Genomic DNA, 19,623 nt, shown 5'->3' with positions numbered 1-19,623 from the left:
TCATTGTCGTCCGGCCGCGTCCCCGCTTCAGAACGGCCGCTTCGCCGTCGTCGCCAGCCTGGCCAGGTGCGCCGGGTCATGCACGGCCCATTGGCGGCGCTTGCCGCTGATATAGCCCTGCGTCTGCCAGTCGTTGAGCAGGCGGCTCAAGGTTTCGGCGCGGATGCCCAGGTGCGCGGCGAGCTGGCGCTGGTTCAGCGGCAGCGTCACCATCGCGCCCTGGCGCTCGTGCAGCCCCATCAGGTAATTGGCCAGCCGTTCGGGCGCGGAGCTGGAGGTCATCCAGTCCACCTTGTTCACCTGGTCGTACAGGCCCTTGCTGAGCGCGGCCAGCAGCTTGAGCGCCAGGTCCGGCCAGCGCCGGCAGGCGTCGTGCAGCGAGCGGCGGCTCAGCCGCCAGCCCAGCAGCGCGCTGCGGGCGCGCGCCTGCATCGGATAACGGCCGTGAGGCATGAACATGGCCGCCTCGGCCATCAACTGGCCGGGTTCGAACACGCGGAACACCCGTTCGTCGCCGTTGTAGCCATAGCGCACGACTTCGGCCTGGCCGCTTTCGATCAGCAGATAGTGGAGCGCCTCGTCGCCTTCGCCGAACAGGACCTGCCCCGCCTCGGCGCGCAGCGGGCTGGCGCCGCGCAGCAGGTCGGCGGCCACTTCGGGAGCCATGCCGGACGGCAGGCCCTGCAGCAGCGGGTGCCTGGCCAACAGATCGGCCGGGCCCGGCCCGGGCAGATTGATATTTGTCATTCTGGGTCTTTCAGCGTGAATGGGAGAATCTTAAACGATAACAATTCTTATTTGAAATCCAATGAAAGACTCGCCTACGCGCCGCCGCTTGTGCGCCGCCGCACTTGGGGCAGCCCTGCTGCCCATCCTGCCCGCCGCCCGCGCGGCGGCGACGCGCCGCCATGACGTGTTGACGCTGGCCGGCCCCGGCGCCGTGGTCAGCTACCCCTTGATGCACATGGCGGCCACCGGCGCGCTGGCCGAGCGCGCGGGCCAACTGCGCTTCCGCCTGTGGCAGACCCCGGACCAGTTGCGCACGCTGCTGGTCAACGGGGAGCTCGATTTCAGCGCCGCGCCCTGCACGCTGCCCGCCTTGCTGCACAACCGCGGCATGCCGGTGCGCCTGCTGAATATATCGGTCTGGGGCATTCTATGGCTGGTCAGCCGCGATCCGGCCGTGCAGACCTTCGAAGACCTGGCCGGCCGCGAACTGGTGGTGCCGTTCCAGCGCGACTTGCCGGCCGTGCTGCTGGATACCTTGCTCGAAGCCCATGCGGCGCGCGGCCTGGCGCCGGTGGCGCTGCGCCGCACCCGCGACGGCCAGGACGCGATAGCGCTGATGCTCAATGGCCAGGCCGACCAGGCGCTGCTGGTCGAACCCATGGCCTCGCTGCTGCTGTGGCGCGCCGGCCAGACCGCAGGGGCGCCCGCGCTGCACCGCGGCCAGAGCCTGGAGCAGGCCTGGCGCGGCGCCTTCCCGGCCCAGCCCTCGCTGCCCCAGGCCGGCGTCATGGCCTCGGCCGGCGTGGCGGGCGACACGGAACTGTGCCGCGCCGTGAACCAGGCCTACGCCGCCTCCGCCCGCTGGTGCGCCGAACATCCCGCCGACTGCGCCGCGCTGGTGCGCGAGCACTTGCCGCACCTGCCCCAGCCGGCCATCGAGACCGCCATCCGCGGCACCCGCCTGGACACCCGCAGCGCCCAGGACGCGCGCCCCGAGCTCGAGGCCTTGTATAGCCTGCTGGCCGCCCGCTCCCCGCAAGCCATCGGCGGCAGCCTGCCGCCCGCCGGGTTCTACGGACCATGAGCGCCGATCCGATGAACGCGTCCGCAAAGGGCCCCGTCCTCGCCGCGCCCGCGCGCACCTCGCGCGCCTGGAGCGCCGCCGGCGTATTGCTGCTTCTGCTGGCCTGGCACGTGGCCGCGCGCCAGCTCGGCCCGCTGCTCATGGCCACGCCCTGGGAGGCGCTGCGCGCCGTCGGCCCGCTGGTGCGCAGTCCGCAGTTCTTCGCCAACGCGGGCGTCAGCCTGATGCGCATCGGCGTGGGCGTGCTGGCGGGCGCGTCCATCGGCTTCGCGCTGGGCGTGCTGGCCGGGCACAGCGCCCGCCTGCGCGGACTGATCGAGCCGCTGCGCTGGCTGCTGATGGCCATGCCGCCGGTCGTCGTCGTGGTGCTGGCCATGCTGTGGTTCGGGCTGGGTTCGCCCATGGTGATCTTCATCACCACGCTGATGATGGCGCCCGGCATGTACGTCAACACCGTCAAGGGCATGCTGCACGTGGACCGCAAGCTGATCGAGATGACCCACGTCTACCGCTACGGCCCCTGGCTGCGCCTGCGCCACCTGTACCTGCCCGCGCTCAGCGCGCCGCTCCTGGCCGCGCTGTTGATCGCGGCCTGCGGGGGCGTGCGGCTGGTGGTCATGGCCGAAGTGCTGGGCGCCGAAAACGGCGTGGGCTACGCGCTGGCCAATGCCCGCAGCACTTTCGACACCGCCGAACTCTTTGCCTGGGTGCTGCTGATCCTGGGCCTGGTGGCCCTGCTGGAATTCGCCTTCCTGCAGCCGCTGCAACGCCGGCTGGGCCGCTGGATGGAGCCCAGCCATGCTTGAGATGCAATCCCTTTCCCTGCGCTATGGCGCGCAGACCGTGTTGCGGGACGTGGATCTGCGCTTGCGGCCCGGCGAGCGGCTGGGCCTGATCGGCCCCAGCGGCGCCGGCAAGAGCAGCCTGCTGCGCCTGGCCGCCGGCCTGGCGCGCCCCAGCGGCGGCGCGCTGCGCAACGGCTTCCGGCTTCCCGTGCTGATGTTCCAGGAACCCCGCCTGCTGCCATGGCGCCACGCGCTGGACAACGTCGCCCTGCCTTTGCGCGGAGCGGGGCATCCGCCCGCCAAGGCCCGCGCCCTGGCCGCGCAATGGCTGGCCCGCGTCGGCCTGGACGGCGCCATGCACGCCTGGCCTGGCGAATTGTCCGGCGGCATGGCGCAGCGCGTGGCGCTGGCCCGCGCCCTGTCCATGTCACCGGACCTGCTGATGCTGGACGAGCCTTTCAGCGCGCTGGATCCGGCGCTGCGCCGCCAGCTCGCCGCGTGCTGCGGCGAGGAACTGGCCCGCAGCGGCGCGGCCCTGCTGTGCATCAGCCACGACCCGGAGGAACTGCTGGGGCTGGTCGACCGCTGCGTCATGGTCGAGCGGGGGCGCGTCACGCCCATCGCGTTGGAGGGTGCTTCCGGCGGCGGCGGCCGGACCGACGCGCAGCGCTTGTGCGAACTGCTGCTGGAGGCTGGCGGCCCTTCCTGAGACGCCGGCCCGACTTCCTGTTTCCGACATTGGAGTATCGCTATGAATTCCTATCCCTTCCTGCTGGTCGTGCATCTGTTCGCCGCCTTCATTTTCGTAGGCACCGTCACTTTCGAGGTGCTGTTCATGGAGCCCGTGCAGAAGCGGCTGCCCGTCGAGGTGCGCAAGGCGCTGGGCGCGCAGCTTGGCCCGCGCGTGCGCGCCGTCGTGCCCTGGGCCGTGCTGGTGCTGTACCTGGCCGGCCTGGGCATGGCCTGGCAACACCGCGCCGCGCTCGCGAGCCCGGGCAGTTCGCCTTTCGGCCTGCTGCTGTCGATCAAGATCGCGCTTGCCACCAGCGTGCTGATCCACGTCGTCATCGCCATGACGCTGGCGCGCCGCCAGCGCCTGCGCGGCGCGGTGCGCAGGCGGGTGCACATCAGCGTGTTCTGTCACATGGTCGGCATCGTGCTGCTGGCCAAGACCATGTTCCATCTGTCCTGGTAAACCGGCCCGCGCGGTCCAGTCCGCGCTACAGACCCTTTCTCCAGCCCATTTCCCGCTCTACATGGAAGCTCTCCCATGACGTCCTTCGTCCTGCGCCAATTGGCGTCCAGCCTAGCCCTCGGCGCCCTCGGGCTGTCGTCGGCCTACGCCCAGCAAACCGCGCAAGCCCCGGCCCCGCAGGCCGTGCCTTCGCTGGCCCCCGTGGTGGTGTCCGGCGATTCCCTGACGCGCGCCCTGGACCCCGGCCCGCAGCAGGCCGCGGCCGAACTGAAAACGGTGCCCGGCGGCACCAACCTGATCCAGCCCCAGCAGGAAGTGCGCCTGATCACCTTGCGCGACGCGCTGGACTACCAGCCCGGCGTCGTCGTGCAGGAGTTCTTCGGCGGGCTGGACCAGCCGCGCCTGAACATCCGCGGCTCCGGCATCCAGAGCAATCCCCTGAGCCGCGGCATCCTGCTCATGCAGGACGGCTTGCCGCTCAACGATGCCGACGGATCCTTCATCATCAGCCTGCTCGAGCCGCGCAACGCCGGCCTGGTCACCGTGCGGCGCGGCGCCAACGCGCTGTCGCCCGGCGCCAGCACGCTGGGAGGCGAAGTCGACTTCCAGTCCCTGACCGGCGTGCAGAGCGACGTCATCCGCCTGGGCGGCGGCAGCTTCGGAACGCGCAGCCTCACGCTGTCCAAGGGTTTCGAGGACGAACGCATGGACGGCCGCTTCAGTTTCGGCTATGACAAGTCGGACGGCTACCGCCACCATTCCTCGTCCGAGCGCTCCAGCTTCCAGGGCAACCTGGGCTTTCGCCGGGGCACCTTCGAGAACCGCACGTACCTGTCGTACACGGATCTGAAGTTCGACATCCCGCAGCCCATCCCGAAGGCGCGCATGTACGAAGATCCCCGCAGCGTGCTCGGCGACGGCAATACGCCGCAGGACCTGTCCAACAACGTCTACAAGCGCGATCCCCACCGCGACACCAGCCAGTTCCGCATCGCCAACCGCAGCTACTGGGGCACCGATGCCCTGAACCAGACGGCCGGCATCTACTGGCAGCGCACCAACGACGATTTCACCAATCCGCAGGTCGCCAACGTGACCGACGGCGATACCTACGGCCTCATGTGGCAACTGGCCGGCAAGGCGGGCAGCGTGGACTATCGCGTTGCCCTGGACTGGCAGCGCAGCGACATGGACCGCGACCTGTACGCCATCCGCCCCGCCGACGGCAGCCGCCTGCAGCGCTTCGGCGCCTATGACCTCAAGGCCGAGAACCGCAGCGCGCTGGTCGGCGTGGACTGGCACGTCACGGACCAGCTCAGCCTGGTCGGCGATTTGAAGTACACCCAGGCCGTGCGCGACGCGCGCGAGCGCAATACCGGCAAGAGCCTGGACCAGGACTGGGACTACGCCACGCCGCGCGGCGGCATCGTCTGGCGGCCGGCGGCCACGCAGCGCTGGTACGCCAACGTCAGCCGCAGCAACGAAGCGCCCACCTTCTGGGAAATCGTCAACGGCGAAGTTCCCGCTCCCATGAACCCCGCCAGCGCCGTCACCTCCATGAGCAAGCTCGACCTGCAACGGGCGCTCACCTATGAAATCGGCGGAGACGGCAGCTTCAACGTCGCGGGCCGCGACCTGAACTGGACCATGTCGCTGTACCGCAGCAACGTCGAAGACGAACTCATGTCCGTCACCAACGCCAACGGCACGCCCGCCGGCACCTACAACTACGCGGGCCGCACCCGGCACCAGGGCATCGAAGCCGGCATCAGCGGCAGCCTGCCCTCGCCCGGCGAAGGACTGTTCGACTACCGTATCGCCTACACCTTCAGCGACTTCCGCTTCCGCAGCGGCGAATACCAGGGCAACCGCATCGCCGGCGTGCCGCGCCACCTGCTCAGCGCCGAGGTGATGTACCGCCTGGGCGGCTGGCGTTTCGGCCCGAACCTGCGCTGGCTGATGAGCGACACCGAGACCAACCACGCGAACGCGCCGGGCACGCAGCAGAACGCCTATGCGCTGCTGGGTTTCAAGGTGGCCTACGAGCATGACGCGCACTGGAGCGGATACGTGCAGGCGGACAACCTGACGGACAAGACCTATGCCAGCAGCTACGCCATCCGCAACACCGCCACGCCCGTCATGCCGATCTTCCTGCCGGGCAACGGACGCTCGTTCAGTGCCGGGGTGGCATACCGGTTTTAGCAAACGGGGCTGGCCGGCTTGATGTATCTCATCCCCAGGCGTTCCGCCTGGGTGAGACAATCAAGGGCAACGGAGCTTTCCAGCCATGAATACCTATCCCCTGCTGCTGATCCTGCACCTTCTGGCCGCCTTCGTCTTCGTCGGCACCGTCACCTTCGAGGTGCTGTTCCTGGAACCCGTGCACCGGCGCCTGCCTCCGGACGTGCGCAGGGCGCTGGGCGGCCAGCTCGGCCCGCGCGTGCGCTCGGTGGTTCCCTGGGCCGTGCTGGTGCTGTACCTGGCCGGCCTGGGCCTGGCCTGGCAGTACCGCGGCGCGCTCGCCAGCCCGGCCAGTTCGCCCTTCGGCATCCTGCTGACCCTCAAGATCGCGCTGGCCCTCAGCGTGCTGGCGCATGTCGTCACCGCCCTGGTGCAGGCCAGGCGCAAGCGCTTGACCGGGGAATTGCAGCGGCGGCTGCACATCAGCGTGTTTTGCCACATGGTGGCCATCGTGGTGCTGGCCAAGGCGATGTTCTATCTGGCCTGGTAGGGCTTCAATAATAGTGTCAGACTACAATTCCGCTCACGTCCAAGTCTCCAGCCGCCAGCACCAGCGGCGCATGTAGCTGCCGGGATGGGCAATACTGCACTGGACCGCGAGGCGGTACCTTCTGCTATTCAGGCAGCGGGGAGAAATCCTATCTCAGAAAGTGAATCGCCGAGTTTGCGGCCTGCCTCCCATTTTTTTCTCCGCAGGCGCCGCCGCGCGATTTCCGTGGCCGTGTCTCTCGCTGCGTAGATAGATAACCGTGAATAAACGCCATTAAATGCGGCTTTTGTGTGGGATTAGTTAGATTATCCCCCGGGCTATGATTGGCTCAGCCTCGCGCCGAAGACTCTCCCGCATGACCAATGGATAAACGGCGGTTCATCGTGAAAGTCCCGGGGCTGCAGAATAAAGATGGTCACGAGCAGTCATCCATACTATCTCTTCCCCCGTTTCGGGAGATATCTGGAAGCACTGACACGCCCTGTCAGTGATGGGCTTTAGAGTCGCGGCTAACGTTCATCAGAGTTGTTTCATGGCTGTCAACACGCACGACACACTGGCCTTGCGTCTCGCGGAAATTCTCCGTCTCCTGCATTTGGGAGAGCAATTGGCGCGTCAGGAACTGGCCACGCGCTTCGGTGTCAGCGAACGCACGATCTATCGAGACCTGAATCGCCTGGGGGACATGGTGGTGCCGCTGTCCGATGGCCGTTATCGGCTGGCTGACGAATACCGCAATCGGCTGAATCCTGGCGATTTGCATGTCTTTGCACAGATAAGCGGCGTCGAGAAAATGTTCCCCGCCGGGCCAAACTGGTCCTGGCTGGAGCTGCTGAAATCGGGCAAGTCCGGGCTGCTGGTACGGGATGCGCATTTCGAAGGGGATCGCCCCGACGTCTGGAATTTCCGCGAACTGAAACGAGCCGTCGAGAACAATCGGCGCTGCGCCATGATGTATACGGGGCGCCGGCGACTGCTTGAGCCATATCGGCTGATTCAAAACAAGGGCGTCTGGTATCTGGCCGCCATCGACGACGGCCGGCTGAAGAGCTTTGCCCTGAACCGGATTGCCGATCTACAGGTATTGGATGAAACATTCATTCCCGACGACGGCATTCATGCCCAGATCGACGACGACGAGGATGTCTGGTTCGGACAGTCGCGCTTGGCCGTCACGGTCAGGGTCGCCCGGTCCGGCGCCTACTACTTCAAACGCCGGCATGTCCTGCCGCATCAGGAACTGATCGAAGAGCGGGACGACGGCGGATTGCTGCTTCGCTGCCAGGTCAACCATCCAAACCAATTGTTGCCGATCCTCCGCTATTGGATCCCTCATGTACGGGTGGTAGAGCCCTCATGGCTGCAACAGCAGCTACATGACGAACTGAATCACTACTTGCAGTCAACATTGTCTGAATAGGATCAAACCCATGAATCAAGCTGTAGAAAAACCTCGCAATGACGAGGGCGTCGACGAACAGGCGCTGGAGCAAGATCAGATTGCGCAGGCGGAAAACGCGTTTTTTGAAGACAAGGAAGCCGCCGAGAAAACCACGGCCCTCATCAGCTCGTTTGTGGCTTCCTGCAACGAGCGTGGCGAAAAGCCCCTTGAACAGTGGTTGAGCGATGAATTCCGTAAGTACCCGGCGATATGGGGCAGTGAAGAGGAGCTTCTGCAAAGCACGCGGGAGATCATGGCATCGACCGGCGCTTTCAACCGTTCGCGCGAATCGCTGCAGCAGCATTTGGACAAGGGGCAGAGCAAGGCCTCCTGGCTGGCCCGCGAAATAGAGAAAAATGCGGGGCTGGCGGGGTCGGCAAATGTAGGGCAGTACGCCAGCGGCATCGACCAGGCGCTTAGTGAAGCCAACTATAACGCGCGTCATGTCATCATGACGCAGACCGGCAATGTCAGTCTCAACTGGAATCTCGACGGCTTCATTGCCGAGCAGCATCATGTCGATACGTTCAACATCGACGCAGCGGCAAAGGGTAGTGGTTACCGCGCACGAATGGTCAATTCGCGTGACTTGAATTCCGTGGATATCGAGATCGTCGATACCAAGGGGAATGTTGTCAACAAATATCAGTCCAAGTATGGCTCAGACGCCAATCAGACTGAAAACTTGTTCGAGCGAGGCGACTATCCGGATCAGGAGCGCCTGGTGCCGGAAGGCCACGGGGCCGACGTACCAAATAGCACGGAGCGTATTGAAGCTGACGGAGTGCAATCCCGGCCCCTTTCCAAGGAAGAGGCAAAGCGGCTCCAGGAAGATGCGCAGGCCAGGGAGGAGTCGCGCCAGTATGAATGGAACGACACCAATCGCATCGAAGTGGCCAAGCAGATCGGCAAGCAGGCGCTTCTAGGCGCCTGCATCGCCGCGGGCATGCAAGGCGCCCGTATATTGGGCCGACGCGCGTGGAACAGCCTGAATGGCCGGGAAAATCCCAGTGTCGACGACGATCTGAAAGAGTTTTTTGAAAGCTCCTTGCGTACGGCCGGAAACGTCGCGGCGCAAGTGTCGGTGTCCGGCGCCTTGGTCGTGGCAGTGAAGAACGGTTGGCTCGGCGCCGCGTTGCGCAACACGCCGGCCGGCCTGATCGCCAATATCGCCTGCGTGGGACTGCAGAACGCCAAGGTGCTTTACAAACTGGGCAAAGGAGAACTCACCCAGGCCGACGCGTTGGACGAGATCGGCAACACCACCGTTACGGCCACTGTCGCCATCATGGGGGCGACCAAGGGCGCCGCCCTTGGCGCCGCGCTGGGCACAGTCTTCGGTCCCGTCGGCACCCTGGTCGGCGGTTTCGTCGGCGGCGTGGCGGGCGGTATTGCTGGCGGACATATTGGCGAGAAGGTTTATTCCGCCGGCAAGGCCGTCTCCAAGACGGCCATTGGCCTTCTATCCAAGGCTGCCCAAGGCGCCGGACGCGCCATGGAGTCGGCGGGGCGTGCGTTGCAGTCCATTGGTTCGGCTATTGCCTCGCTCTGGTAAAGACCATGAACCAGCTCGAACTCAAGGAAAAGATAAAACGGCATCTGATCGCCGGCTACCCGGGGTTGTTCATCCAATCGGGGGAAGAAAGCCGCGTCGACACCGTGATGGCGGACGTTGCCGCCGACCTTCAGCTCAGCCCCAAGGAATGGAACCTGGGGTACGGTTGGGTCGATTTCTTCAACAAGCAGCCCCGCGGTGGCCAGGAACCAAGCACCGACTTGGCTCACAGCCTGCCGGTGTTGCTGGATGATGACCTGGATGGAAAACTGATCATCATCAAGGATGCGCGCAGCGCCCTGGAGAATCAGCCGCTGGCTACGGCGCGCCTGAAGCAGTTGCTCAATCGCATCCAACGGCATCATCGCGCCAAGGCGGCGGTCGTCCTGGTATCGGAAACGCTCCATATTCCCCCCTCGGTTGAGGCGCAGATCACCTTGTTGCCTTTGATGCTTCCACGGGGAGACGAAATCGCAGCGCAGATCGATACGGTCAGCCAGGCGCTTGAACTGCGCGTCCCTGAAACGTTGCGGCAGCGCTTGAACGCGGCCTGCAGCGGCCTGAGCCACGAGGAGATCCGATCTGCCTTGGCCATGGTGGGGCAACAGTGCGAGCAGGTCGATGAGACTGCGCTGGCGCTGATCCAGCGAGAAAAGGAACAGATCATCGCCAAGAGCGGTGTCTTGGAAATGATCAAGGTCTCGGAAAGCGCCAACGATATCGGCGGCTTGGAAAACCTGAAGCTCTGGCTCAACCGGCGGGCGGAGATTTTTCGCCGCCTGGACAAGGCTGCCGTTGCGGGTATCCCTTCGCCCAAGGGCGTATTGATCGCCGGGATGCCGGGTTGCGGAAAATCCCTGACGGCCAAGGCCGCCGCGGGCGTGTTCCAACTGCCGCTATTGCGTCTGGATATCGGTTCGTTGCTTGGGAAGTACGTTGGGGAGAGCGAGCACAACATGCGTCGCGCTTTGACCATGGCTGAAACCGTCAGCCCGTGCATTCTCTGGATAGACGAACTGGAAAAAGCATTCGTCGGCATGAACAGCAGCAGCGGATCCGAAGTGTCATCAAGACTCTTCGGGTATTTCCTTACCTGGATGCAAGAGAAGAGCGGCGCAGTCTTCGTCATCGCGACTGCCAACAACATCACGGCGCTCCCGCCTGAATTGCTGCGCAAGGGACGCTTCGACGACGTGTTCTATGTGGGTTTTCCGAATGCCGGCGAGCGCGGCGAGATATTGAATATCTATCTTAGGAAGGATGGCCTGGAACTCACTTCGGAACAGCACAACGCGCTGGTTGCGCAATGCCGCGACTATGCGGGTGCAGATATACAGAACGCAATCAACGAAGCACGGGAAGCGGCGTTCCTCAGCGAGACGAAGCTGGGATTTGAGCATATCGAGTCCGCCATCCAGCGTACCGTACCGTTGCGGGAAACCCTGCGAGAGCAGGTGAACAAGTACGAAGAGCTTTTCGAACGACTCAAGCTCAAGCCGGCCTCGAAGGTGGATGGTCTGAGCGTCGCGCAGATGATCAAGATGGTGGACGATCCCAATGCCTTGCGTCGCCGCGATGTGGCTCGTAATCCGGATTGTCCCGACGATCTGCTGGAAAAGCTGGCCCAGGACCCGGAACTCGATATTCGGAAAGAGGTTTATCAGAACCCCAACTGTCCAGAGCGCCTGCTGACACTGCGCATCAATATCCTGGAGAATCACGCCGAATTCGATCTCGACCTGTTGCATCTGGCCTGCATGCATCCGCATGCGCCGCATGATCTGCTGGCTTTGCAGTTCGATCGTCTGAAGCTTACAAGCGACCATCGGCTATTGTTGGCCGGGCGAAGCAGCCACGATGCTCTGCATATCCGTCTGCTTGCCGACAAGAATCCCGCTATTCACAGGCGCCTGGCGCGCAACCGGGCCTTGAGTTCGGATGTACAGAAGCGGCTGGCAACCGAATCAAAATCGGAAATTCGCGAAGATCTTGCCACCAACGAGACATTGCATCCCTACATCCAGGAACTGCTGAGCCGCGACGGCGATTTCCAGGTTCGCGAAGCGCTTGCCGACTTGAAATCACTGGCCGAAGCCGTCCAGCTCGCCATGACGAAGGACGACAATATCGAGGTCAGAATCCGGTTGGCGCAGCGCAGCCATTCGGCGTTCCTGCCAGAGGCAGTTCAGTTGGAACTCGCCAAGGATGATCCGGAAGTGCGCCGCGCGCTGGCGAGAAACGAAAGCCTTGGCGCCGGCGCACAAAAGACTCTGGCGCAGGATCCGAAGGAAGACGTGCGCCGGGACCTGGCCCGGCACCCCAACCTGGCCAGCGCCACTCTTCAATTGCTCGCCGCAGACACGGAATCCGTGCAAGGAGAGCTGGCGGGAAATCGGCATCTTGGCGCAACGTTGCAGATGAAATTGAGCGAGAGCGAAGCCGAAGACGTCAGGGCCGCTCTGGCGGACAATGCCCAGCTTTGCAGCGAAGTGCAGGCCCGGTTGGCGCGCGATCCAAGCGTGGAGGTGCGCAGAAATCTTGCCGCCAATCAAGCCACGCTGGATGCAGCCCTCGAGATACTGATGCGCGATGAGAATGACAGCGTGCGCGAGCGTCTGGTGCGTTGGGGCCGTACTGTGCCCGCAATCGTTCAGAGACACCTGGTCCAGGATTCCAACGCCGACATTCTCGTCAGCCTGGCGGCATCTTCTGATCTTGCGGCCGACGTGCAGCAATCGCTGAGCAACTCCCTCCCGGAAATCAGGCGCGCGCTGGCCGCAAACCGCGCTATTTCAGTCCAGACACAACAGCAGTTGCTTGAAAGAGGGGACATTGAGACACGTCGTTGCCTTGCTGCCAATCGGGGATTGGACGCACCATTGCAGGCCAGGCTGGCGGAAGACGGCGACAAGGAGGCGCGCCGCGCCCTGGCCGGGAATCCGGCTCTTGCTCTGCCGGTTGCGGAAAAGCTCATTAACGATGTCCTGGAAGTCCAGGAAGCGCTGGCCGGCAACGACAATTTGAGCGAAGCGCAGTACAACCGCTTGTTCAAGCAAGGCTCGGACGAGGTGCGTCTGCTGTTGGCAGGAAATCCGCATATCGGCGAAGCCTTGATGGCGAATATTCTCAGACAGCCTCTCACCGCCGGTGCCGCGGAAAAGCTCAGATTTGCGCTGGCTCGGAATCGCAAGCTTCCAGCGGCCCTGCAAGGCAAGGCCTTGGCGCTGGGTGATGGCTCCGATGCATTCCTCATTGAGCTGGCGGGCAATCCGTCTTTGTCCGAGGGTGCGCAGGAAGCGCTTTCCGGACATACGAGTACCCGGGTTCGCGAAGCCTTGGCGGCCAATGAGCATATCAGCCTGAAGGTCCAGAAAATCCTGCTCAAGGATGAGGCCGTCCTGGTACGCAGCGGCCTGATCCGCAAGGATGGATGGATGGACGCGGAAGTGGAGCGACAGTTGTCGGAGGACGAAAGCGCTTCCGTCCGCCTTGCCCTGGCCGCTTGCGATGGCTTGCGCAAGCGTACGCAGTTGTTGCTGGCCCAGGACTCCGATGCAAAGGTGCGAGCGCGCCTGGTTGATCAGCGCGGCGATTTTGTCTTTCGGGGCATCGGCCGCATGGCGCAAGAGATTCTTGCCCAGGATCGAGACGAAAAAGTCCGGTATGCGCTGGCCGCATACGCCGGATTGGTGCCGTCCGCGCAACGGATATTGGCGACCGACGCGTCCGCGAGTATCCGCAAACGACTGGCCAAAGCAGGCAGTAGCCCTCTTTTCACGCGCCTGAGCGACGATGTGCAGTTGATCCTGGCCAAAGACAAGGACACGGAGGTACGCCTGGAACTGGCGGAACAGCCGGGGCTTTCGTCGGATACGCAGTCCCAACTGGCAATTGATCTCGACAAGGGAGTAAGACTCCGCCTGCTTCAGACGCATGACTTTCTCCATCCCCTGTCCATCCCCGCTCAACTGCGATTCGCCCGCGATCCGGATCCCGAAATTCGGGGTGCTCTGATCGATACCCTGTTCGGTATCATCGACGTGCCGAGCGCCGAGGAGGTCTATTTTGCGCTCACTGAGGACCAGGAAGAGCGGGAGAAAATTATCGGGAACCTGATGTTCTTCAACCGTTGGGGCAGGGCCAGCGAATCGCTCAAGGATCGGCTGTTGAAAGATGCACCTGCAGGCAGAAGGGCTTCTCTCGATGCCACCGCGCACGACTCGGAAGGCGTTCGGGACGAGGCCGAAACGGGCCAGGGCTAGATCACGGCCTATGCCTGTTCCGGAAGGGCTTATCGACGAGAATGCGGTCCGAGGTCGTTCCTCAGCCGCCCCGGAATCTTGTCGGCAACGACAAGATTCCGGGGCCCGCGGTGGCAAACAGCGCCTCGATCTGGGCGCGCCGGAGTGAGCCAAAATCGATGAATCGGACATCGGCGCGCTTCAGGTCCGGCACAGGCGGGCGTGGGCGTCACCATCCCGGCCGCTGGTTCGCACCAAAAAACCGCTCACTCCAAAAAAATTCCATCCGAAGGTGATACCTTTTCCCTCCTCGACTGGCATACAAGGCATCCACCCCAGTTCGAGAGGCTCTACCCATGCGTTCCCCCTCCGCCCGGCGCCGACGCGCGATCTCCCTGGCCGTGCTGGCCAGTTCCCTGGCCGCCGCCTCGGCCTACGCCCAGGCTCCCCAGTCTCCCGCCGGCATCCACGCCCGCCAGGTCTATGACATTCCGCCCGGTCCTTTGGGCAAGACCATCGCCAGCTTCGCGCTGGCGTCGGGAATTTCGCTGGCCTTCGAACCGTCCTGGACCGATGGTCTGCAAAGCCCGGGCGTATCAGGAGAATTGAGCCGCGCGGAAGCGGCGCGGCGGCTGCTGGCGGGCAGCGGGCTGGAGATGGCGGCGCGCGCCGACGGCAGCTATACGCTGCGCAAGTCGGTGTCCGACGCGGCGACGCTGCCGGCGATCACGGTGACGGGGGCGGCCGGCTACGCCGGCACGAATCCGTACCTGGTGGGCGGCGCCACGACCGCCACCAAGACCGCCACGCCGCTGATGGAGACGACACAGTCGATTTCGGTGGTGACGCAGGAGCGCATGGCGGTGCAGGGCGCGCAGACCGTCAGCGATGCGCTGAGCTACACCGCCGGGGTCTACGCCAACGTGGCGGGGGACAATCCCACCGACAACACGCTGATGGTGCGCGGCTTCCAGCAGATCTCCGCCAATGCCTATACGGACGGCCTGCGCAACAGCAATACCGGGTACTTCGCGCCGGAGCCTTACGGCATGGACCGCATCGAGGTGCTGAAGGGGCCGTCTTCCGTGATGTACGGCCAGGGTTCGCCGGGCGGGATCGTCAATTTCGTGTCGAAGCGGCCGTTGTTCGAGTCGCACCGCGAGGTCGGCCTGTCCACGGGCAGCAATGACCGGATCCAGGGTTCGATGGACATCGGCGACGTGGCCGATGCGCAGGGCACGCTGGCCTACCGGCTGGTGGCGCTGGGCCGCAACGCGGACAGCAATATCGACGGCATTCCGGACGACCGGGTGTACGTGGCGCCGAGCCTGACCTGGGCGCCCAGCGCGCGCACGTCGGTGACGCTGCTGGCGTCGTACCAGAAGAACCGCAACCTGTTCACCAGCAACCTGCCGTATTCGGTGCTGGACGGTTCCAATCCCAATGGCCGGGTGCCGCGGCACCGCTCCGTCAACGAGCCGGGCTTCGACAAGGAGCAGGGCGAGCTGAGCAACATCGGCTACGAATTGAGCCACGCCTTCTCCGACGCGTGGACGTTCCAGCAGAATTTCCGCTACGGCCATTTCAAGGGCTATGAAGACCAGCTCTTCCGCAACAGCGGGGTGATCGACGACACGGACATCGCGCGCTATTACCAGTTGCGCGACTACGACAGCGACACGTACTCGGTGGACAACCGGCTGGTCGGCAAATTCGCCACGGGCGCGCTGGACCATACCGTGCTGGCGGGGCTGGACTACCAATACACCCGCCGCACGGCCGATACGCAGACGGGCGACGCGCCGCCGATCAACATCTACCATCCTACGCGCGTCAGCATCGATACGTCGCGCTACACGTCGCTGCTGAGCACGGATGAAAGCAGCCGCCAGTTGGGCCTGTATCTGCAGGACCAGGTCAAGCTGAACAACTGGGTCGCCACCTTGGCCGGCCGCTACGACTGGGTCGACCAGCGTACCCGGAACCGGCTGCTCGACACGCGCACCGACAGCGCCGCCGAAGATTTCACGGGCCGCGCCGGCCTGGGGTATGCCTTCGACAGCGGCTTCTTTCCCTATGTGAGCTACAGCGAATCCTTCTCTCCGCTGACGGGCACCGACATCAACGGCGCGCAGTTCAAGCCGGAAAAAGCGAAGCAATACGAGGTGGGCGTGAAGTACCAGGCGCCGGGCTCGGACAGCTACGTCACGCTGGCCGCCTTCGACCTGCGGCGCCAGAATGTGCTGACGCCCAACCCGCAGAATACGTCGTTCAGCGTGCAGGAAGGGGAAGTGACCTCGCGCGGGATCGAACTGGAGGGCGTGCTGCGCCCGGTGCGGGGCCTGAACCTGATCGCCTCCTATACCTACAACGACGTGGAAGTGACGAAGGACAATCCCAATTTCATCGGCATCAGCAACAAGGGCAAGGTGCCCGTGCGCGTGCCCAGGCATCTTCTGTCCTTGTGGGCGGACTACACCCTGGCCGGCGGCGCGCTGGAGGGCCTGACGCTGGGCGCGGGCGTGCGCTACACGGGCACCACCTTCGGCGATGCGCAGAACACCTTCAAGGTTCCCGCCTACACGCTGGTGGACGCGATGGTGGGCTACGACTTCGGCCGCGCCGATCCGTCCTTGAAGGGCCTGAGCGCCGCGCTCAATGTCAGGAACCTGACGGACAAGTATTACGTCGCGGGCTGCTTCCTGAACAATGCGTGCCTGCTGGGCGCGGGCCGCAGCGTGGTGGCCAACGTGACGTACCGGTGGTGACGGCGCCGGGCCCCGCCGCGCTTCAGGCAGGACCCAGCGTGATCCAATAGCCGCCCAGGCGCGAGGCGACCGCCACCGGATAGGTGGCGGCCAGCATGGCCAGCGTGCGGTCGGTGTCGGCCAGTGGGAAGGTGCCGGACACGCGCAGGCCGGCGATGGCGGGGTCGCAGCGCAGGACGCCCTTGCGGTAGCGGGCCAGTTCGGCAACCAGGTCGCCCAGCGGCATGCCGTCGGCCAGCAGCATGCCGCGCGTCCAGGCGGTGGCGGCGGGGTCCAGCGCGGCGGCGGCGCCGATGCCGCGCGCGGAGAAGGCGGCCTGCTCGCCGGCGTTCACGATGCGCGCGTCCTGGTCCGTGGCGATGCGCACGGCGCCTTCCTGCACGGCGAGCCTCGTCTGGCCGTCCTGTTGCAGCACTGTGAACCGCGTGCCCAGGGCCCGCAATCTGCCGTCGCGCGTATGAACCTCGAAGGGCCGGGGATCGCCGGCCGTCTCGATGTAGATCCCCCCCGCGCGCAGCACGACCAGGCGTTGCCCGGCGTCGTAGCGCACGTCGACGGCCGAGGCCGTGTCCAGCATCAGGCGGGTGCCGTCGGCCAGGCGGAGTTCGCGCCGTTCGCCGGTGGCGCTGCGGTAGTCGGCGGTCCAGCCCTCGTTCTCGGACCAGCGCCAGGCGCCCCAGGCCGCCGGCGCCACGGCCAGCAGCGCGGCCAGCTTGGCCAGGGCCGCGCGGCGCGAGCGCGGCCGGTCCAGCGCCGGCATGGCCAGCGCGGCGGGAATCCCGCCGAAGGCGCCCATCAGCCGTTCGGCGCGCTGCCAGGCTTGTTCATGCGTGGCGCTGCGCGCGCGCCATGCCATCCAGGCCTGGCGGTCCTCGGCCGAGACGGCGCCGGCGTTCATGACGACCAGCCATTCGGCGGCTTCATCGAGGATGGCGTTGTCCAGGGCGCTCATGGGCTATTCCATGCAGGCCAGGCACTGCTTGAAGGCGCGAGCCATATAGCGTTTGACGGTAATGAGCGAAACGCCGATCTCGCGCGCGATCGCTTCGTAGGTCAGGCCTTCGATCTGCGAGAGCAGGAAGGCGCGCCGCACCGGCGCGGGCAGGGCGTCGAGCATGGCGTCGATTTCATGCAAGGTTTGCAGGATGAGCAATTGGCGCTCGGGCGAGGGCGCCAGTTCCTCGGGCAACTGCGCCAGCGCTTCCAGATAGGCCTGTTCCAGCGCGCGGCGCTGGTACCAGTTGACCAGGATGCCGCGCGCCACCGTGGTCAGGTAGGCGCGCGGCTCGTGCAGGACGGCGGGCAGGCGCGAATCCAGGATGCGGGCGAAGGTGTCGTGCGCGAGGTCCGCAGCGTCGCTGACGTTGCCCAGGCGGCGGCGCAGCCAGAGTTGCAGCCAGGCATGATGATCGCGGTAAAGCGTGTGGACTTGTTGCCGCGGATCGCAATTGTCAGCTTCCATGGGTTTCTCCCGGGGCTGATGGTCGCAGCCTAAATGCAAATAAGAGTGTTTCGCATTTTATGGTATGCGCGGACGCGGGGCAATCGGGTTTCGCATCCGGGCGCGCCGGCGTTGCGCCTTGTTGCGCGCCTGCGCAGGAGCGGACGTTATAGTCAAACGCACCCCTCTTACAGGAGCGTCTCATGCAGACCCATGAAATCCATCGTGGCCGGCTGATCGACCACATTCAACTGGTGGTGCGGGACCTGCCCGCCAGCCAGCGGTTCTACCAGGCGGTCTTCGACGCCTTGAAGGTGCCGATGGGCGGCGCCGGCGACGATTATTTCTGGGCGGACGAACTGTTCGTGTCCACGGCGGACAGCAAGGCCGCGCTGGGGCAACTGACGGGCCGCCATCATCTGGCGTTCCAGGCGCGGGACCAGGCGATGGTGGACGCGTTCTACCGGGCGGCGCTGGACCACGGCGGCAAGGACAACGGGGCGCCCGGCTTCCGGGACTATCACCCGGGCTATTACGGGGCCTTCGTCCTGGATCCGGACGGCAACAACATCGAAGCGGTATTCCACGGCGAGGCGCGGCGCAGCGCGCCATCGGTCAAGGTGACCTTCTGACGGCGCGCTGCGCGTGCGGGATTCCGGCGGGTCGCGGGCCGGGATCAGTTCTCCAGCTTGACCGCGCCGCTGTCCAGCAGCTTCTTCCATTTGGCGCTGTCCGCCCGGATGAACGCCTGCAGCTCTTCCGGAGAGCCGCCGCCCGCGACCATGCCTGCGTTGTCGACGGCGGCCTTGAATTCGGGCGCGCGGATGGCGGCCTGCAGCGCCGCGTTCACCTGCTTTAGCTGCGCCGCGGGGATGGCGTTGCCGGCCGCGACCGAGAACCACTGGGTGGCCGCGTAGCCCTTGAATCCGGACTCTTCCACCGTCGGCACGCCGGGCAGGCTGTCCAGGCGGTAGGGCGTCGTGACCGCGTAGGCCTTCAGCGTGCCCGCCTTGATCTGCGGCATGACCGGAGCCGACCCCAGGATGGCCAGCGGAATCTGTCCGCCGGCCACATCCGCCACGGCCTGCCCGCCGCCCTTGTAGGGCACGTGGACGATGCGGGTGCCGGCGTACTGGTTCAGCAGTTCGCCGGCCAGGTTCTGCGAAGTGCCATTGCCGGAACTGCCGTAGCTCCAGGCTTCGGGCCGCCGCTTCGCGTCCTCCAGCACGTCCTGCAGCGACGCCCGCGCGTCCTTGGCGGGGCCGACGATGACCATGGGGCCCTGGGCCATCAGGATGACGGGCGACAATTCGCGGCCGATCTCGGGCTGGGGCGTGGGGTAGATCAGCGGCCCCGGCACGGTCAGCAGGTAGCCGTCGCCGGCCTTGCTGCGCGCCACCAGTTGCAGGGCGATGGCGCCCGCGGCGCCGGGACGGTTCTCCACGACAACGTTCAGGCCGCTTTGCCGGGCCAGTTCCTGCGCCGCGATGCGGGTCAGGACGTCTGCCGTGCCGCCAGGCACGAAGCCGACCACCCACGTGATCTGTTTGGCGGGCCAGTCCAGCCTGGCGTCCGCCGCGCCGGCGCTGGCGGATGCGGCGGCGCCGAGCAGCAGCGCGCCGCAACGGATAGTGAACTTCATTTCTTTCC

At 65.1% G+C, this 19,623-nt stretch carries 15 protein-coding genes; 11 read left to right on the top strand and 4 right to left on the bottom strand.

The genetic code is table 11. The features are described 5' to 3' along the window. Positions 1–27 precede the first annotated feature (27 nt). Positions 28–747: a Crp/Fnr family transcriptional regulator gene (locus tag AVE30378_RS04445; protein ID WP_129239567.1), complete on the bottom strand. Its 720-nt coding sequence runs from the start codon at positions 745–747 to the stop codon at positions 28–30. Between the two features lie 61 nt (positions 748–808). On the opposite strand from AVE30378_RS04445, the gene AVE30378_RS04440 reads away from it, so the two are divergent. The 10 genes from AVE30378_RS04440 to AVE30378_RS04395 all read left to right on the top strand — a co-directional run bounded on the left by AVE30378_RS04440 (position 809) and on the right by AVE30378_RS04395 (position 16,532). After that, positions 809–1,813, top strand: a complete 1,005-nt coding sequence (locus tag AVE30378_RS04440) for an ABC transporter substrate-binding protein (protein WP_129239566.1) — start codon at positions 809–811, stop codon at positions 1,811–1,813. 11 nt (positions 1,814–1,824) lie between these two features. Beyond that, the gene (locus AVE30378_RS04435) at positions 1,825–2,619 is read left to right on the top strand and encodes an ABC transporter permease (RefSeq protein ID WP_129239565.1); all 795 of its coding nucleotides are present in this window, start codon (positions 1,825–1,827) and stop codon (positions 2,617–2,619) included. Continuing rightward, the gene (locus tag AVE30378_RS04430) at positions 2,612–3,307 is read left to right on the top strand and encodes an ABC transporter ATP-binding protein (protein WP_129239564.1); all 696 of its coding nucleotides are present in this window, start codon (positions 2,612–2,614) and stop codon (positions 3,305–3,307) included. Before AVE30378_RS04435 ends, AVE30378_RS04430 begins: the two co-directional genes overlap by 8 nt. Before the next feature lie 42 nt (positions 3,308–3,349). Further along, positions 3,350–3,793, top strand: a complete 444-nt coding sequence (locus tag AVE30378_RS04425) for a CopD family copper resistance protein (RefSeq protein WP_129239563.1) — start codon at positions 3,350–3,352, stop codon at positions 3,791–3,793. A 75-nt stretch (positions 3,794–3,868) separates the two neighbouring features. After that, on the top strand, positions 3,869–5,998 hold the full coding sequence (locus tag AVE30378_RS04420) for a TonB-dependent receptor family protein (protein ID WP_129239562.1): 2,130 nt from the start codon (positions 3,869–3,871) through the stop codon (positions 5,996–5,998). 85 nt (positions 5,999–6,083) lie between these two features. After that, positions 6,084–6,527: a CopD family copper resistance protein gene (locus AVE30378_RS04415; protein ID WP_129239561.1), complete on the top strand. Its 444-nt coding sequence runs from the start codon at positions 6,084–6,086 to the stop codon at positions 6,525–6,527. A 532-nt stretch (positions 6,528–7,059) separates the two neighbouring features. Next, on the top strand, positions 7,060–7,947 hold the full coding sequence (locus AVE30378_RS04410) for a helix-turn-helix transcriptional regulator (protein WP_165360080.1): 888 nt from the start codon (positions 7,060–7,062) through the stop codon (positions 7,945–7,947). A gap of 10 nt (positions 7,948–7,957) precedes the next feature. Beyond that, on the top strand, positions 7,958–9,523 hold the full coding sequence (locus AVE30378_RS04405) for a hypothetical protein (RefSeq protein ID WP_208742346.1): 1,566 nt from the start codon (positions 7,958–7,960) through the stop codon (positions 9,521–9,523). Between the two features lie 5 nt (positions 9,524–9,528). After that, positions 9,529–13,785 carry an AAA family ATPase gene (locus AVE30378_RS04400; RefSeq protein WP_208742345.1) on the top strand — a complete coding sequence of 1,419 codons (4,257 nt, stop codon included), beginning with the start codon at positions 9,529–9,531 and terminating at the stop codon, positions 13,783–13,785. A gap of 335 nt (positions 13,786–14,120) precedes the next feature. Continuing rightward, complete coding sequence (locus tag AVE30378_RS04395) at positions 14,121–16,532, top strand: TonB-dependent siderophore receptor (protein ID WP_129239559.1); 2,412 nt, start codon at positions 14,121–14,123, stop codon at positions 16,530–16,532. Positions 16,533–16,554: 22 nt separating this feature from the next. Here the strand turns inward: AVE30378_RS04395 and AVE30378_RS04390 are convergent, their stop codons facing one another. After that, a complete protein-coding gene (locus AVE30378_RS04390; protein WP_129239558.1) occupies positions 16,555–17,484 on the bottom strand; it encodes a FecR domain-containing protein in 930 nt (309 codons plus the stop codon). Positions 17,485–17,487: 3 nt separating this feature from the next. Then, on the bottom strand, positions 17,488–17,994 hold the full coding sequence (locus AVE30378_RS04385; RefSeq protein ID WP_129239557.1) for a sigma-70 family RNA polymerase sigma factor: 507 nt from the start codon (positions 17,992–17,994) through the stop codon (positions 17,488–17,490). Positions 17,995–18,176: 182 nt separating this feature from the next. Here AVE30378_RS04385 and AVE30378_RS04380 point away from each other — a divergent pair, with 182 nt between their 5' ends. Next, positions 18,177–18,605, top strand: a complete 429-nt coding sequence (locus tag AVE30378_RS04380; RefSeq protein WP_129239556.1) for a VOC family protein — start codon at positions 18,177–18,179, stop codon at positions 18,603–18,605. Between the two features lie 44 nt (positions 18,606–18,649). On the opposite strand, the gene AVE30378_RS04375 is transcribed toward AVE30378_RS04380, so the two are convergent. Next, complete coding sequence (locus tag AVE30378_RS04375) at positions 18,650–19,615, bottom strand: tripartite tricarboxylate transporter substrate binding protein (RefSeq protein WP_129239555.1); 966 nt, start codon at positions 19,613–19,615, stop codon at positions 18,650–18,652. Positions 19,616–19,623 lie beyond the last annotated feature (8 nt).

This window comes from Achromobacter veterisilvae (assembly GCF_900496975.1).
GTDB classification, from domain to species: domain Bacteria; phylum Pseudomonadota; class Gammaproteobacteria; order Burkholderiales; family Burkholderiaceae_B; genus Achromobacter; species Achromobacter veterisilvae.
This window is presented reverse-complemented; position numbering and strand designations above follow the sequence as displayed.